Raw genomic sequence first — 16,834 nt, 5'->3', positions numbered from 1 at the left:
ATGGAACCCGAAAACGCCCATCCCTGGTTCCGGGTCGATGGGGAGGACCGTATCGACTCCCCCGCCCTGCTGGTGTACCCGCAGCGCATTGCCCACAATATCGGGCAGATGGTGGCCATAGCGGGTTCCCCTGACCGGCTCCGGCCCCACGTAAAAACGCACAAGATGGCTGAAATCATCCGGATGCAGCAAGAAGCCGGGATCCGGAAGTTCAAATGCGCCACCCTGGCCGAGGCGGAGCTCCTGGCGCGCTGCGGGGCAGAAGACGTTTTGGTGGCCTATCCGCTCACCGGGCCTGCCCCCGAAAGGCTGGCAGGGTTGCAGAAAAAGTATCCCGACACCCGGTTTTCCGCCCTGGTCGACCATCCGGACACCCTTGACCGGCTGGCACGTGCGGCAGCTGCCGCAGGGGTACGCCCAGGGGTGTTTTTAGACCTGAATGTTGGGATGAACCGGACCGGGATCCGGCCGGGGCCGGAAGCCCTGGCCCTATACCGCGAGATGAGCACCCGCCCTGCACTGGAATGCCGCGGGCTGCACGCTTACGACGGGCATATCCGGAACCCGGACCCCGTGGCCCGGGCAGGGGAGTGCAACGAAGCCTTTTCCGGGGTAACCGCCCTGGCCCGACAACTCAGGGAGGCCGGGCTGGAGGTGCCCGCCATCATCGCCGGGGGATCGCCTACCTTCCCCATACACGCCAGGCGGGAAGGCGTGGAACTGAGTCCCGGGACTACCCTGTTGTGGGATGCCCGCTATGGGTCCCAGTTCCCTGAAATGCCCTTTTTGCCGGCCGCAACCCTCCTGTGCCGGGTTATCAGCCATCCGGCCCCCGGGACGTTGTGCCTCGACCTGGGGCACAAGGCTGTGGCAGCAGAGATGGAATTCCCAAGGGTGTCCCTCCCCCAACTCCCCGACCACCTGCAGGCCGGGCAAAGTGAAGAGCACCTGGTCCTGTGCTTCGGGGCAGCCGAAAGTTACCCCATTGGCACCGTCCTTTACGCCATCCCCATGCACATTTGCCCCACAGTGATCAAATACCCCGAAGCCCTGGTGGTCCGGGACGGAAAAGTGACCGGATCATGGAAGGTGGCTGCCCGTGATTACCACCTCCCGGGGTAAGCCGGGCGGCATTTTAACGAATTTTCACTTTTGGTTGGCAGGGTATTTGCTACTTTTATCGGGTAAAGGAATCCGCATGCGCCTGATTGTCACCTTTTTTATCCTGGTTTTCCTGGCCAGCCCCCTGGCGGCCCAGACAGACCTCCCGGATACCCGCAGCCTGCGTATCGAGGCACAGCCCGAGAAAGGGCTCAGCCCAAACCAGTCCCAGGGCCTTGGGATTTCCATGCCTTCCACCTTTGGGAAATCCCCCAACCTGAACCTAAAGGACTCCCTCTACAAACGGCCGGTACAGATGATGCCCGAGAGCAAACTGAAACAGGCAGGCCACGACCTGGTGCTGAGTACCCGCATGTCGGAAAGCCAACAGGGGAATTCGGGCCAGCATTATGGCGACATGTATCTGGGTGACCTGAAAACCGGGGCGAAGTTTGTCGGGATCGTGGTGCGCGACCATGAATACGTGGATGGCGACCGGGTCCGGATCTTTGCCAACGGACAGGTGGTGGAACACAACATCATGCTGACGGCAGCCTTCAAAGGGATCAACGTGGAACTCGACAAGGGTTTCAACCGCCTCGAATTTGAAGCGCTCAACCAGGGGTCTTCCGGGCCCAATACCGCCCAGGTAGACGTCTATGACGATAAAGGCAAATTGCTTTATTCCAATAAATGGCTCCTCTCCACCGGTTCCAAGGCCTCCATGATCATCGTTAAGGAAGGAGAATAACTACCTGCTTCGTTCCCCGGGGTGATACGTTTCCCGCGCCCTGGATTCCACATCTTCCCGGTAATAAGGCACTTCCTTAAACGTGGCCGTGCGGTACATTTCAGCCTGGTCGTCAAAATGGGGTGACGCGGGGTCCCCGCTCTGCCCGCCGGCCAGGAGCGATTTGGCGCGCACCCTGTCCCCAAACTCCACCACGGCCACAAAGCTATTCCCGCGGGTACCGTAAATCCGTTTGGTATTGTTGTGGTACCTTGCCCCATAGGCCGCCAGGGCTCCCCAGCGCCCGGAAGCCAACCCGATGGGGAGGCTCGGCAGGCTGTCGTTGAAGGGCTGTCGGATGGCCCCGCTGAGCCGCTGGTACCGGTTGACCTCACCCCAGGGGACCTCCCAGGTGCCGAAATCGGCCTTAAGCTGGCCCAATACCTGACGGAAGACCGAGAGCCGCTCCTCCGGGGGCGACTGGTTCCCCAGGTACTGCATCAATTCCATGTCGGTAAGGCCATCGGGCCGCTCCCCGGACCTTCCGTACAGGGTCCCGTAAAAATGCCCCAGGGTCATTGCCACTGAAGTTTCAGAGGTCCGGAAATCCCAGGTGCGCAGGGTTTCAATGGCACTTCCGAGTTCGGCGTCCCGGCCGGGAAGGGCATCATAGGCCTCCACAAGTCCGGGGATCAGGGCCCCGAAAGCGGGCAGGTAGGGGTCATAGGCCAGGGCGATGAGGCTGTCGAGGGTATACCCCGACCGCCCGCTGAGCAGGCCAATTGCATGTACCCCCCTGAAATTTTCCTCGTCTGCGGACATATAGGCCGGGTAGTCGCCCCGCTTTGGACTGTATTCCAGGGCACTGGTATAGGGTGTGGAATTGCAGTTTTGTATCCAGCCATTGGGCGGGTTCAGGACCAGGATATTTTCCTCAACCGGGTGCAGGCCCTGCCAGTCGGTAGCGGGGTTACTGCCGTCAACGGGCTCCTCATAGTTGAAGCGCGTATCGCGCCTGGGGATGAAGTTCCCGTGGAAGTAGGCGATATTCCCATCGGCATCGGCATATACGGTATTGTTGGAAGAATTGGTGCGCAGGTCCATCATCGCGCGGAACCCCCCATAGGAATCCTTCTTGGTCCGGATAAAGGATTGCTGCAGGGCAGTGGAAGGGTCCCACATCATGGCGGTGGCCACAGGCTTCCCTTCCCACTGGTGGGTAATGGGTCCGTGGTGCGTATGGTAGAGGGGGAAGGTCCGCTGCCCCAGGCTGTCGCCGCTTTTGTAAGAAAGGGTGACCTCCGAGCGGCGCACGGGTCGGAGTTCTTCCCCGTAGCGGTACACGGGTGACCCGTCGACCTCGGCGATTTCCTCTGCGAATTCGTCCATGACGTCCGTGTAGGTGGACGTGTGCATCCACCCGGTTTTCTCATTGAACCCCTGGTAAATAAAGAATTGCCCCCAGGTTACGGCCCCGTAGGCATTCAGGCCCTCTTCGCTGACCACATGTACCTCCCCCCTGAAGTAAAAGGACGTATGGGGGTTGATCAGCAACATGGCATTGCCCGATTGGGTAAGGGCGCCCGAAATGGCGATCCCGTTCGACCCCCCCGGCTCCAGTTCTGCCTCCTTTTGTGCCTCCTCCGGGGCCGGTGCGGCCGGGAATTCGACCCCCCCCTCATAAAAGGCCTTCAGCTTAGCGGTGCTGACCCGCTCGATATCGCCCCCTATGGAACCCTCGCTGAAGTACATGGGCATCCAGGGCTCAAACCGGGTGAGCAGTTTCGGCCTTACCTCCGGGTGCGTATGCAGGTAATAGTTCACCCCATCGGCAAAGGCATCACATAGCTTTTTCAGCCAGGGCGGACTGTTCTCGTAGGCCGCCACGGCTTCTTCCCGGCTCATGAACAGGCGTGCCCGGAGGTCGCTGTAGAGGGCCTCCTCCCCTTCCACCTCGGCCAGGCGCCCGATCGCCCAGATGTAGTTTTGTTCCACCCTGTTGAAGTCGTCTTCGCACTGGGCATAGAGCATGCCGAAAACGGCATCCGCATCGCTTTTCCCATACACGTGGGGCACCCCGAAATCATCGCGCAGGATGGTTACCCGGGAGGCCTGTTCCTCCCAACGGAGCACTTCAGCATCCTTCCGGGACGTATCACATCCCCAAACGAAAACCAACAGGGCCGTAAGCAAGAGATTTTTCATGGAAAAAGTGGTGTTGATTTACCCGGGAAGATACGGAAATTCCGTCATCGGCCTGTACGGCCCCGGCAGGGGGAAAAGCCGCCCGGGGGTGATTTCAGTCATAAAATGGGGCCATTATCTGATATATATCATGATTTGACCGTGGTAAATGCCTTAGTTTCACCTTGCGAACAGAATGGATAACCAACAAGGGTCATGGATTCAAGACAGGCGGAAGAAGGGGTTTACGTCCACTCCGGGGTGATTACAAAAATCAGCCGGGGTTCCGTCATCGTTTCCCTGGATAAGAACCTCCACTGCGAGTCCTGTAAGGCCAAGGGGGCCTGCGGGGTTTCCGATTCGACTTCCAAAGAAGTTGAGGTGGCCGATCCGGGGGGGCGCTTTACCCTGTACGAACCCGTGGAAGTTATCCTTCGGAAGCATTCAGGGCACAAGGCCGTATTCTGGGCCTATATTTTTCCATTTATCCTGATGCTGAGTACTTTGCTGGCCTCCTCCCTCCTGTTATCGGAATGGGCTGCGGGCCTGCTCTCCCTCCTGGTCCTTATCCCCTATTACCTGTTGCTCCACGGGCTGAAGGACTATTTCAGGAAAACCCTTGAGATGACCCTAAAGCGCATTTGAAAAGCCATGACAGATTCCATCCTGAATAGCGTGATTTTAATGGCCCTGCTGGGAACCGTGGCGGCCCTGGTGCTCTACGTGGTCTCCAGGCGGTTCCATGTGTATGAAGACCCCCTGATCGCCACCGTGGAAGACCTGTTGCCTGGGGCCAATTGCGCGGGTTGCGGCTCCCCGGGCTGCCGGTCCTTTGCGGAAAAACTGGTGGGCACCGAAGATATTTCAGCATTGTTTTGCCCTGTGGGGGGGAATGCGGTGATGCATTTGGTGGCCGAAGCCCTGGGGAAAGAAGTGGCCGAAAAAGACCCTACCGTAGCGGTAATCCGCTGCCAGGGGAGTTGTGAGGTGCGGCCGAAAACCAGCGAGTACCAGGGCCCGCGGTCCTGCGCTATCTCTGCCCTGATCTATAGCGGTGAAACCGATTGCCAGTACGGGTGCCTGGGGGACGGCGATTGTGTGGTGGCCTGCAAATTTGACGCCATGTACATGGATGAAACCACCGGACTCCCGGTGGTGATCACCGATAAGTGTACCTCCTGCGGAATGTGTGTGACCGCCTGTCCGCGGAACATCATCGAGATGCGCCCAAAACACAAAAGGGATTTGAAAATCTTTGTCGGCTGCCTGAATGAGGAGAAGGGCGGGATCGCCAAAAAAGCCTGCGCGGTGGCCTGCATCGGGTGTTCCAAATGCCTTGACGTCTGTCCGAAAGACGCCATCAACATGGAGAACAACCTGGCCTATATCGATCCGGCACTCTGCACCCTGTGCAGGAAATGCGTGGATGTATGCCCGACCCATTCCATAATTGAAACCAATTTCCCGCCGCGTAAAATCAAAGAGGTGACGCCTGTGGCCACCCTTAACATAGAACCGGCAAATCCGCAAAACGATGCTTAGGACCTTTCCAAAAGGAGGCATCCACCCTCCGGAGAACAAACTGACCTCCTCGAAACCGATCCAGAAACTTCCGGTCCCCAAGGTGGTATACGTCCCCATATCGCAGCATATCGGCATCCCCGCCGAGATCGTGGTGGAGGTGAAGGAGAAGGTCGCCACGGGGCAGGTTATCGCCAAATCGGGAGGGTATGTCTCTTCCAACATCCATGCCCCGGTGGCCGGCACCGTCACCAAACTGGACAAAATTGTCGACACCCGAGGCTATAAGACACAATGCATTGTCATCCGGACTGACCTTAAGGATGAATCCAACCTGGAAGCAGCAGATTTGCCGCTGAAGAAAGAGATTACCATGGAACCCGGTGAAATCCTGCAGCGCATCTCTGATTTCGGGATTGTAGGCCTGGGCGGGGCTACGTTTCCTTCCCACGTTAAACTGAACATCAAGGCTGACAAAACGCTGGACTGCCTGATCATCAACGGGGTGGAATGCGAGCCCTACCTGACGGCGGACCACCGGCTGATGCTGGAAAAAGCGGAAGAAATTCTGGTCGGCATCCGCATTTTGATGCATGCCCTGGATGTCCGCAGGGCCATCATCGGGATTGAAAACAACAAAAGGGATGCCATTGACCTGTTCCGGAAACTTACCCGGGAAGCTCCGGGTATCCAGATCGCAGCCCTGAAGGTAAAGTATCCCCAGGGAGGGGAAAAACAACTCGTGCGCGCCCTGCTGAAACGCGAAGTCCCAAAGAACGGCCTTCCGCTGGATGTCGGGGTGGTGGTCCACAACGTAGGGACCGTTTTTGCCATCTACCAGGCGGTGCAGCACCACCGGCCGCTGATGGACCGGGTGGTTACCGTTACCGGGAAAAAACTTGAAAACCCCTCGAATTTCTGGGTAAAAATAGGAACCCCCATCAGCGACCTGCTGGAAGCGGTGGGCGGGGTGCCGGAAGGCACCCGTAAAATTGTCAGCGGCGGCCCGATGATGGGCAAAGCCCTGAAAAGCACCGATGTCCCCGTGACCAAGGGTACTTCGGGCATCCTGGTCATCCCGGGGGATGAGGCCAGCCGTGGGAAGCCCAGCAGCTGTATCCGTTGCGGGGAATGCGTGGAGGTCTGCCCCATGGGCCTCGAACCCCACCTGCTGATGAACCTGACTGAGAAGGGGATGTACCAGGCAGCTGCCCGGGAAGACATCATGACCTGCATCGAATGCGGCTCCTGCAGCTATGTATGCCCCTCCCACCGACCCCTTCTGGACTACATCCGCTTTGGAAAAACCATTGCAAAGCAACTCGAATCGAATAAAGGGTAGCTATGAGCGACCAACCCATCATTGTTTCCGCCTCCCCGCACGTACATTCAGAGCGAACCTCCAAAAAACTGATGTATGACGTGGTTATCGCCCTGGTGCCGGCATTCCTGGTTTCCCTGTATGTCTTCGGGTTCAGCGCCCTGATCGTTACTGCGGCGGCTGTGGTATCGTGCCTGTTTTTCGAATACCTCATCCAGCGGTACCTGCTGAAAACCGAGGTCACCATAGCGGATGGCTCCGCCCTGATCACGGGCATCCTGCTGGCCTTTAACCTGCCCGCAGGCCTTCCGGTGTGGATGGTGGTCATCGGGAGCCTGGTTGCCATTGGGGTGGCCAAATTGTCGTTTGGGGGCCTGGGCTACAACATTTTCAACCCGGCCCTGGTGGGGCGCGTCTTTTTGCTGGTCTCCTTCCCCGTCCAGATGACCCTGTGGCCCACGGCCGTGGAAAACAACGCGTCCCTGGTGGATGCCATGACCGGGGCCACCACCCTGGGGCTCATCAAGGAAGGGGTGCAATTCGGTGAAACGATGACCGCCATCAGCCCCAACCTGCCCCCCGTGCAGGACATGCTCCTGGGGATCACCTCCGGCTCCCTCGGGGAAATGTCTGCCCTTGCCCTGATTTTGGGCGGGGTGTTCCTCATCGCCCGGAAGGTGATTTCCTGGCATATCCCCGTTACCGTGCTCGCTACCATTGCCGTGATGACGGGTATCTTCTGGTGGGCGGATCCGGAGCATTATGCGAACCCACTGATCCATGTACTCTCCGGGGGGGCTATTCTGGGGGCCTTCTATATGGCCACCGACCTGGTGACCAGCCCGGTAACCAAAAAGGGAATGGTGGTCTTTGCCCTGGGCATCGGGGCCATTACCGTGGTGATCCGGTTGTTCGGCGCCTACCCGGAGGGTATCTCCTTCGCCATCCTGATCATGAACGCCTTTGTGCCCCTGATCAACCGCTATTTTAAACCCCGCAGATTCGGGTCGAGGATTAAAGCCAAAATCATGTGAGGATGAAAAAGAAAGAGTCGACCCTTGTGAATATGGTGGTGGTCCTTTTCGCCATCACCCTGGCGGCAGGTTTGACGCTGGGGTTCGTCAATGACCTGACCCTTGCACCCAAAGCCAGGGCAAGGCTTGCCAAAAAACTGAGCGCCCTGCAGCATGTACTCCCCCCCTTCGACAACGATCCGGTGTCGGGGATCATCCGGATCGGGACACCAACGGCAAAAGACAGTATTGAACTTTACCCGGCTTTTCAGGAGGGTTCCTTTGCCGGCGCTGCAGTCACCGGGGTATCGGAAAAAGGGTATAGCGGCCTGATAAAGATCATGGTTGGCTTTCAGCCCGATGGCCGGATAAACAATATCGAAGTCCTGGAACAAAAAGAAACACCCGGGCTGGGCACCAAGATGAAAGGGGAGGCCTTTTTGCGCCAGTTCCGGGGCAAAAACCCCGAAACGTTTGACATGAGGGCCAAAAAAGACGGGGGGGCGGTGGATGCCCTGGCCGGGGCCACCATTACCACCCGGGCCTTTGCAGAAGCGGCCCAACAGGCCTATGACGCATTTACAGAACATAAGGATACCCTTGCTAAACCCCACAACTAAGGAGCATGGCAGAAACACTGAATCAAAAACAGAATTTCCTCAAAGGCATCCTGAAGGAAAACCCGGTCTTTGTGATGCTCCTGGGGATGTGTCCAACCCTGGGGGTAACCTCCTCGGCCTTTAACGGCCTTGGGATGGGGATGGCCACCCTGTTTGTGCTGCTGATGTCGAACATTGTCGTTTCCCTGATCAAAGCCCAGGTACCGGCCAAAGTCCGGATCCCGGCTTTCATCGTGATCATCGCTTCCTTTGTGACGGTGGTGGAAATGGTGCTGGAGGCCTATATCCCCTTCCTGTATGAACAACTGGGGATCTTTATCCCGCTGATCGTGGTAAACTGCCTGATCCTGGGGCGGGCGGAAGCCTTTGCCTCCAAAAACAACCTGGTGTCCTCGATTGTGGACGCCCTGGGTATGGGCGCAGGCTTTGTCCTCGCACTGACGGCCCTGGGGGCAACCCGGGAAATCCTGGGGAACGGCAGCATTTTTGAATTCAAATTCGTCCCTGAGGATGCCAGTACACTCATCCTTTTTATCCTGCCCCCCGGGGCCTTTATCGCCCTGGCATACCTGGCGATCTTCTTCAATCGGCTAACCCGTAACATGGCATAACATGGAATTCCTCATCATCCTGATAAGCGCCGTATTTGTCAACAACATAGTTCTGTCTCAGTTTTTGGGGATCTGTCCGTTCCTGGGGGTTTCCAGCAAAGTTTCCACCTCGGTGGGGATGTCTGGGGCCGTGCTGTTTGTGATGACCATTGCCACCACGGTAACCTACCTGCTGCACCAGTACCTGCTGGTACCCATGGGACTGGACTACCTCCGGACCATTACCTTCATCCTGGTCATTGCAGCCCTGGTACAGATGGTCGAGATCGTCATGAAGAAAGTAAGCCCCCCCTTATACCAGGCCCTGGGGGTGTTCCTGCCCCTGATCACGACCAATTGTGCGGTCCTGGGGGTCGCCATCCTGGCGCTGGGCCTTGAAGACGGCAGCCTGATCAAGGCGGTGTTCTTCGCCATTTCCAGCTCGGCCGGCTTTGCCCTGGCCCTTATTGTTTTTGCAAGCATCAGGGAATACCTGGAACTGGCTGACCTCCCGGAAGGCATGAAAGGAGTGCCCATCAACCTGCTGGTTGCCGGGCTGCTTTCTTTGGCCTTTTTGGGATTTGCCGGGTTGGTTTGACCATCGGAAGCACCAGCAGGATGCTATTCCACCGTATAGGTTTCCCCTGAAAAAAAGAGGTCGTCGGTTTTTACAAAATCGGAGTTGGCCTTAACCTTTGCAGTAAGCGCATCTTCCCGTTCCTCCAGGGTTATATCTGCATAACTCCTGATGATCCCGGTTACCAGGGGGAACGAAAGCCGCACCAGCATTTGGTGGAGGGTGGGGTCCTGTTCGCAGGCGTCGTGGACGAGGATGTCCGCTTCGGTAATGCCCTGCTCCCCTATAGTGACCACCTCGAGCTTAAGGCCGTTAAGGACCAGGCCCTTGTCGCGGTTTTTCCCGAAAATCATCGGCTCACCATGCACCACATGCAGTTGCCGGTCTTCCCGCACGGTTTTGTCGGTGAACTCGGTAAAGCACCCATCGTTGAAAATAACGCAGTTCTGCAAAACCTCAATCAGGGAAGTCCCGTTGAATTTTTCGGCGGCGATCAGGGTGTCCGTCATTTCCCCGGGCATGTTTCCGGCAATCCTGGCAAAGAAACGCGCCTGGGACCCGATGGCCAGTTCGCCGGCCAGGAATGGGGGCTGGGTATTGCCGTAGGGTGACGATTTTGTTTTTTGACCGACCGAAGAGGTGGGTGAGAACTGCCCCTTGGTCAGCCCGTAAATCTTATTGTTGAACAGGATGATGTTCAGGTCGATATTGCGGCGCAACACATGGATGAAATGGTTGCCCCCAATCGCCATGCTGTCTCCGTCGCCGGTGATCACCCATACGCTGAGGCCGGGGTTGGCCAGTTTAACGCCCGTGGCGATAGCCGGGGCCCTGCCGTGGATGCCATGCATCCCGTATGTATCCATATAATAGGGGAACCGGGACGAACAACCGATGCCGGAAATAAACACCACATCTTCCTTGTTCACCCCCATTTCCGGGAGCGCCTTTTGCATCGACCGCAGAATCACATAGTCGTCGCAACCCGGGCACCAACGCACTTCCTGGTCACTTGCAAAATCCCTGAATGTATACTTCTTTACTGTCGTTTCCATGTCTAAACCAAATAGTGTTTGAATTTCTGAACCAGTTCCTCATTCCCGAAGGGAAGGCCCTGTACCTTATTGTATTGCAAAAACGTAAGTCCGCTGAAATTGATTTTCAGGATTTTGGAAAACTGTCCGCTATTCAATTCACATACGATGAGGGTCTTGAACCGCTTCAGGACCTCCCCGGTATTTGGGGGCAAGGGGTTGATGTAATTGAAATGTGCAAACCCGATATTGGAAAACCCTTCTTGGTTCAATTGTTTAACTGCAGTGTGCAGGGCGCCATAGGTACCTCCCCAACCGATAACCAGCAGGTCTCCCTCGTCTGCAAATTCAGGAGTAACCTCAGGGATGAAATCCTGTACCCTCTTAATTTTCTCGGCCCGGATATGGGTCATGTACTCATGGTTCTCCGGGACGTAAGAAACATTCCCGGTATCGGCATCCTTTTCAAGGCCGCCTACCCGGTGTTCCAGGCCCGGGGTTCCCGGGACGGCCCATGAACGGGCCAGGGTGGCCTCATCGCGGTGGTAGGGAGACCAGTTTTCCCCGCCCTCCTTCACCTGTCGGTGCCTGATTTCAGGCAATTCGGCCACCGACTGGATTTTCCAGGGGGCCGATCCGTTGGCGATGTAGCCGTCGGTCAGCAAAATAACCGGGGTCATGTGCTCCAGGGTCAGTTTGGCTGCCTGAAAAGCGTAATCAAAACAGTTGGCAGGGGTGCTGGCCGCAATGACGATAACCGGGCTTTCCCCATTTCTGCCGTACATGGCCTGCAGGAGGTCGGATTGCTCTGTTTTGGTAGGCAATCCGGTGGAGGGCCCTCCCCGTTGGACATCCACGATGACCAGGGGCAGTTCCACCATCATAGCCAGGCCCAGGGCCTCGCCTTTCAGGGCCAGGCCGGGGCCCGAGGTGGTGGTAATGGCCAGGTTCCCCGCAAAGGAGGCGCCAATGGCCGAGGTGATCCCTGCAATTTCATCTTCGGCCTGCAGGGTCTTGACCCCAAAGTGTTTGTGCTTCACCAGTTCGTGAAGGATGTCGGAGGCAGGGGTTATGGGATACGAGCCGAGGAACAGTTCGAGTCCCGATTTCTCTGCCGCGGCCAGAAAGCCCCAGGCCGTCGCCGTATTCCCCATAATGACCCGGTAAGTCCCGGGGGGCATCCTGGCAGGCGCAATGGTGTAGGAATTCGGGATCAGCTCAAGGGTTTCGGAATAATAGTACCCTGCATTCAGCACCCGGGTATTGGCTTCGATCAGCAGGGGGTTATTCTTGAATTTTTTGTTGACAAAATCAATAGTGTGTTCCGGGGAACGGTGGTACATCCAGTAAACCATCCCCAGGGCAAACATATTCTTGCTGCGGGTGATGATTTTGTTGTCAAGGCCGCTAAGGTCCTTTAAAGCCTCTTTGGTAAGGGAAGACATGGCCACTTCAATGACCCTGTAATTCTCAAGGCTCCCGTCTTCCAGCGGGTTGGTGTCGTACTCCGCCTTTTCCAGGTTCTTTTTGGTAAAGGAGTCCGAATCCACAATAATGGTATGCCCGGGCTTTACCGCGTACAAATTCGTTTTCAGCCCAGCGGGGTTCATTGCCACCAGGAGGTCCACATTGTCCCCCGGCGTGCTTACCTCTATGCTTCCAATGTGGACCTGGAAACCGGAAACGCCGTACAGGCTGCCCTGGGGGGCCCTGATTTCGGAAGGGTAGTTGGGGAAGGTGGCTACATCATTCCCGAACATGGCCGAGGTGTCTGAAAACTGGGTCCCGGTCAGTTGCATCCCGTCCCCGGAATCGCCCACGAACCTTACGACAACAGCTTCCAGGGCATTGATGTCCTGTTCGCTATTTTTCAAATTGATCATTGCCTGAATGTTTTTGTTCTCCTGAATTTATCTGATTGCCATAAATATACTTCCCCTTCCCCCAACGAATCCTGACTTATATCATTAAATCCGCGGAATGGGAGTCTTACTTTTAGACGACAACATTTAAATCCAAATACCATGGCTATCATTATTACCGATGAGTGTATCAATTGTGACGCCTGTATCTCAGAATGTCCCAACAATGCCATCTATGAACCAGGGGAAGAGTGGTCCTATTCCGATGAAACCGCTTTAAGCGGAACGGTAACTGTGCCCGGATCGGGCGATGTAGTCGACGCCGATACGGAAAACGAACCGCTATCAGATGAATTCTACTATATCGTCCCCGGAAAGTGTACCGAATGCAAGGGGTTCCACGATGAACCGCAGTGTGCCTCCGTTTGCCCGGTGGATTGCTGTGTCCCGGATGATGCCCACCAGGAATCAGAAGAGGAATTGTTGGCCAAGAAAGCCTGGTTGTACGGGGAATGATCTGGCCGGTACGGGCCAACCTAGCCGGCCTGCGGACCTTCGGGAACGGGCACCCTGGGTTTTCCCCCTTCCCCCCGAAATCTCCCATACTCTGATAATTATCATGTTATGAGTGTTTTACGGGACGTAATTTTATAAAACAGAATCCCATTTTAAATGCGGGTTACCGGCATTTCCCGGGCATAAATCCTGCTAAATTCAATGCAAACAAGCTTCCTGTCATGAAAAAAGACTTCCCTAAACTCATTTGCGACGCAAATGAAGCCGTCGCCAGAATCGCCCATAAAACCAACGAGGTTTGCGCCATTTATCCGATCACCCCTGCCTCGCCCATGGGGGAGCACGTGGATGTGTTCAGTTCGGCTGGCCAGACGAATATTTGGGGGAATGTCCCTAAAATCGTCGAGATGCAAAGCGAGGGAGGGGCTGCAGGGGCTGTACACGGATCCCTGCAGGGGGGTGCCCTTACCACCACATTTACGGCATCGCAGGGCTTGTTGCTGATGATCCCCAACCTGTATAAAATAGCCGGGGAGTTATTGCCCTGTGTCATTCATATCGCCGCCCGGACCGTGGCCACCCACGCCCTGTCCATTTTCGGGGACCACTCCGACGTCATGGCGGCGAGGCAAACAGGGTTCTCCATGTTGTTTGGCGGGTCCGTACAGGAAGCCATGGACTTTGCGCTGATCTCCCAGGTCGCCACCCTGAAATCAAGGGTGCCCTTCCTGAATATTTTTGACGGATTCCGAACCTCCCATGAGATTTCCAAGATCGATGCCATCCCCGACGAGATCATCAAAGCCATGATGCCGGAGGAGGAAATCATGGCACACAAAAAACGGTCATTGGACCCTGACCATCCGGTGGTGCGGGGCACATCCCAAAACCCAGACGTGTTTTTCCAGGCCAGGGAAGCGGCAAATACTTTTTACGACAAGGTCCCCGCCATTGTGCAGGATACCATGGATGAATTCTATGCGCATACGGGGCGGCGGTATAGCCTGTTCTACTATATAGGACACCCCGAGGCAGAGAAGGTAGTGGTTATCATGGGGTCCGGCCAGGGGCCGGTCATCGAAACGGTGAACACCATGGCAAAAAACGGCGAAAAAGTTGGAGCGGTCATTGTACGGCTGTTCCGGCCATTTTCCATCAGCCATTTTATCGATTCACTCCCAAAAACCGTCAAAAAAGTGGCGGTCCTTGACCGGACCAAGGAACCCGGAAGCACCGGGGAACCCCTTTACCTGGATGTCATTACGGCCTTTATGGAAAGTGAAAGGGAAATGCCAATGATCCTGGGTGGCCGTTACGGGTTGTCGAGCAAGGAATTTGATCCGGCCATGGTGAAGGCGGTTTTTGATGAGTTGGACAAACCCAACCCGATCAACCACTTCACAGTGGGCATCAACGATGATGTTTCGCATAAAAGCCTTGAAATCGGGGAACCCCTGCAAACCATCAAGACCACCTTTAACTGCATGTTCTTCGGCCTCGGGTCAGACGGCACAGTGGGTGCCAACAAAAACTCCATCAAAATCATCGGGGAAACCACCGACAATTACGTGCAGGGGTATTTTGTCTACGACTCCAAAAAGGCCGGGGTGCAAACCGTTTCGCACCTCCGCTTCGGGCCGGAGCCCATCTATTCCTCCTACCTGATCCACAAGGCCGATTTCATCGCCTGCCACCAGTTCAATTTCATTGAAAAATACGACATCCTCAGCCATATCAAGAAAGGCGGCACCTTCCTGTTGAACTCCCCTTACTCCACAGCCGAAATCTGGGATAAACTGCCCCGGAAAATGCAGGAGGATATCGTGAAAAACCAGGTGGATTTCTACATCATCGACGCTACCCGTGTGGCCCAGGAAGCCAACCTGGGCAAAAGGACCAATACGATCCTCCAAACCTGTTTCTTTGCCATTTCGGGCATCCTGCCCAAGGATGAGGCCATACAACGGATCAAGAATGCCATTGTTAAGACCTATTCCCACAAAGGCGATAAAATCGTAAAGAAGAACTTCGATGCGGTGGATGCTTCCCTGGAAAACCTCCTGAAAGTGGCCTATCCCGATACCATAACCAGCGACAGGGAACTGAAACCCATGATGACCGGCACCCGCGACCCGTTCGTAATGGAAGTACTGGGGAAAATCCTGGCGGGCAAGGGAGATGACCTCCCGGTAAGCGCCTTCCCGGTAGACGGCACGTTCCCCACAGGAACCACCCAGTACGAGAAACGCGGCATCGCCGATTTCATCCCGGTCTGGGACGATGAAAACCTTTGCACCCAGTGCAACAAATGCGTCGCGATCTGCCCGCATGCCGCCATCCGTGCCAAGGTGGTGCCCAATACGCTCCTCGCGGACGCCCCGGCATCCCTGAAGGCCGTTCCTGCCAAGGGAAGGCCTTTCGACAGCAGTTCGGAGTCCTACATCCTCCAGGTTTCGCCCGAGGACTGCACCGGCTGTGACCTTTGTGTGGCCGTTTGCCCTGCAGTAAGCAAGGAAATCGAAAATTTCAGGGCCATCAACATGCACAAAAAGCTCGAGGTCGATACCGTTCAGGACAAAAACTGGGATTACTTCATCGAGTTGCCGGACTATGACCGTACAGCCCTGCAGATCACCAACGTCAAGGGGTCGCAGTTCCTGGAACCGCTTTTTGAATTCTCAGGGGCCTGTTCAGGCTGCGGGGAAACCCCCTATATAAAAATGCTGACCCAACTCTACGGCGACAGCATCATGATCGCCAACGCCACGGGTTGTTCTTCCATCTACGGCGGGAACCTGCCCACCACGCCCTATAAAACCAACAAGGAAGGCCGGGGGCCTGCCTGGGCCAATTCGCTCTTCGAGGATAACGCCGAATTTGGTTTCGGCATGAAACTCGCGCTGAGCAAGAAGCAGGAGATCGCCACTTCCCTGCTAACCTCGCTTAGGTCGGTGGTTGGCGAAGAACTGGCCGATGCCATATTGAACAACCCTGAAAGTACGGAACTGGAACGGAGCCGGAAATTCGAAGACCTCGACGCCCTCAGGAAAATCCTGGATACCCTCGAAGACCCGGAGGCCAAAAAATTAAACCGCCTCTCCGACTACCTCCGCAAGAAAGCAGTCTGGATCGTCGGTGGGGATGGCTGGGCATACGATATCGGATACGGTGGCCTCGACCATGTACTGGCATCCGGCGAGGACATCAACGTCATGGTGCTGGATACCGAGGTATATTCCAATACGGGGGGCCAGACTTCCAAAGCCACCCCCCTGGGCGCCAGCGCGAAATTCTCTGTTTCGGGGAAACGGACCGGGAAAAAGAGCCTGGCCTTACAGGCGATATCCTATGAAAATGTCTATGTAGCCCAGGTAGCCATGGGGGCCCGGGATCTCCAGACCCTGAAGGCCATTGAAGAGGCAGCCGCTTATCCGGGGCCTTCCCTTATCGTTGCATACTCCCATTGCGGCGAGCACGGGTACGACCTGAAGGACGGGGCCCTGCAGCAGGAGAAAGCTGTCGAAACCGGATACTGGCCCCTCTTCAGGTTTGATCCTTCCAAGCCCAAAGGGAAGAAATTCAAGCTCGATTCCAAAGAACCCAGTGCCCCTATCGAAGACTTTATGTACAATGAAATGCGGTTCCGGAGGGTTGCCAAGGAAGATGCCAAATTGGGCGAAGCCTTGCTGAAACAGGCCCAGGAAGAACTGGATACCCGGTGGGAGCGGTTAGAACTGTTCAGGAATATGTAAATAACACTAAAGG

Annotated in this window: 14 protein-coding genes; 11 read left to right on the top strand and 3 right to left on the bottom strand. The window is 56.1% G+C overall.

From position 1 onward, the window contains the following. Both NG653_RS06970 and NG653_RS06965 read left to right on the top strand, forming a co-directional pair. Complete coding sequence (locus NG653_RS06970; protein ID WP_252740967.1) at window positions 1-1,122, top strand: D-TA family PLP-dependent enzyme; 1,122 nt, start codon at window positions 1-3, stop codon at window positions 1,120-1,122. Window positions 1,123-1,198: 76 nt separating this feature from the next. Continuing rightward, the gene (locus tag NG653_RS06965; RefSeq protein ID WP_252740966.1) at window positions 1,199-1,852 is read left to right on the top strand and encodes a hypothetical protein; all 654 of its coding nucleotides are present in this window, start codon (window positions 1,199-1,201) and stop codon (window positions 1,850-1,852) included. On the opposite strand, the gene NG653_RS06960 is transcribed toward NG653_RS06965, so the two are convergent. Further along, entirely contained in the window at window positions 1,853-4,036 is a 2,184-nt protein-coding gene (locus tag NG653_RS06960) for an acylase (RefSeq protein ID WP_252740965.1), read from the bottom strand. 195 nt (window positions 4,037-4,231) lie between these two features. Here NG653_RS06960 and NG653_RS06955 point away from each other — a divergent pair, with 195 nt between their 5' ends. Genes NG653_RS06955 through NG653_RS06925 form a run of 7 tightly spaced genes read left to right on the top strand, consistent with a single transcriptional unit; the run spans window position 4,232 to window position 9,678 of the window. After that, entirely contained in the window at window positions 4,232-4,660 is a 429-nt protein-coding gene (locus NG653_RS06955) for a SoxR reducing system RseC family protein (protein WP_252740964.1), read from the top strand. A 6-nt stretch (window positions 4,661-4,666) separates the two neighbouring features. After that, window positions 4,667-5,557, top strand: a complete 891-nt coding sequence (locus NG653_RS06950; RefSeq protein ID WP_252740963.1) for a Fe-S cluster domain-containing protein — start codon at window positions 4,667-4,669, stop codon at window positions 5,555-5,557. Next, a complete protein-coding gene (gene rsxC, locus NG653_RS06945) occupies window positions 5,550-6,878 on the top strand; it encodes an electron transport complex subunit RsxC (RefSeq protein WP_252740962.1) in 1,329 nt (442 codons plus the stop codon). The genes NG653_RS06950 and rsxC overlap by 8 nt, the downstream gene beginning before the upstream one ends. 2 nt (window positions 6,879-6,880) lie before the next feature. Continuing rightward, the gene (locus NG653_RS06940) at window positions 6,881-7,891 is read left to right on the top strand and encodes an RnfABCDGE type electron transport complex subunit D (RefSeq protein ID WP_252740961.1); all 1,011 of its coding nucleotides are present in this window, start codon (window positions 6,881-6,883) and stop codon (window positions 7,889-7,891) included. 2 nt (window positions 7,892-7,893) lie between these two features. Then, window positions 7,894-8,490: an RnfABCDGE type electron transport complex subunit G gene (locus NG653_RS06935; RefSeq protein WP_252740960.1), complete on the top strand. Its 597-nt coding sequence runs from the start codon at window positions 7,894-7,896 to the stop codon at window positions 8,488-8,490. A 5-nt stretch (window positions 8,491-8,495) separates the two neighbouring features. Next, window positions 8,496-9,101: an RnfABCDGE type electron transport complex subunit E gene (locus tag NG653_RS06930; RefSeq protein WP_252740959.1), complete on the top strand. Its 606-nt coding sequence runs from the start codon at window positions 8,496-8,498 to the stop codon at window positions 9,099-9,101. 1 nt (window position 9,102) lies between these two features. After that, a complete protein-coding gene (locus tag NG653_RS06925) occupies window positions 9,103-9,678 on the top strand; it encodes an electron transport complex protein RnfA (RefSeq protein WP_252740958.1) in 576 nt (191 codons plus the stop codon). A 23-nt stretch (window positions 9,679-9,701) separates the two neighbouring features. Here the strand turns inward: NG653_RS06925 and NG653_RS06920 are convergent, their stop codons facing one another. Then, window positions 9,702-10,712, bottom strand: a complete 1,011-nt coding sequence (locus NG653_RS06920) for a 2-oxoacid:ferredoxin oxidoreductase subunit beta (RefSeq protein WP_252740957.1) — start codon at window positions 10,710-10,712, stop codon at window positions 9,702-9,704. A 2-nt stretch (window positions 10,713-10,714) separates the two neighbouring features. After that, the gene (locus NG653_RS06915) at window positions 10,715-12,574 is read right to left on the bottom strand and encodes a 2-oxoacid:acceptor oxidoreductase subunit alpha (protein WP_252740956.1); all 1,860 of its coding nucleotides are present in this window, start codon (window positions 12,572-12,574) and stop codon (window positions 10,715-10,717) included. 141 nt (window positions 12,575-12,715) lie between these two features. Between NG653_RS06915 and NG653_RS06910 the strand changes: the two genes are divergently transcribed. Further along, the gene (locus tag NG653_RS06910) at window positions 12,716-13,069 is read left to right on the top strand and encodes a 4Fe-4S dicluster domain-containing protein (RefSeq protein WP_252740955.1); all 354 of its coding nucleotides are present in this window, start codon (window positions 12,716-12,718) and stop codon (window positions 13,067-13,069) included. Between the two features lie 221 nt (window positions 13,070-13,290). After that, window positions 13,291-16,821 (top strand): pyruvate:ferredoxin (flavodoxin) oxidoreductase, encoded by a 3,531-nt coding sequence (nifJ, locus tag NG653_RS06905; protein WP_252740954.1) that lies wholly within the window; start codon window positions 13,291-13,293, stop codon window positions 16,819-16,821. Window positions 16,822-16,834 lie beyond the last annotated feature (13 nt).

Origin of the sequence: Robiginitalea marina (assembly GCF_024006985.1) — a bacterium.
In the GTDB taxonomy this organism is placed as follows: Bacteria; Bacteroidota; Bacteroidia; order Flavobacteriales; family Flavobacteriaceae; genus Robiginitalea; species Robiginitalea marina.
The sequence above is the reverse complement of the archived record's forward strand: the minus strand, read 5'-3'. Positions and strand labels throughout refer to the sequence as shown.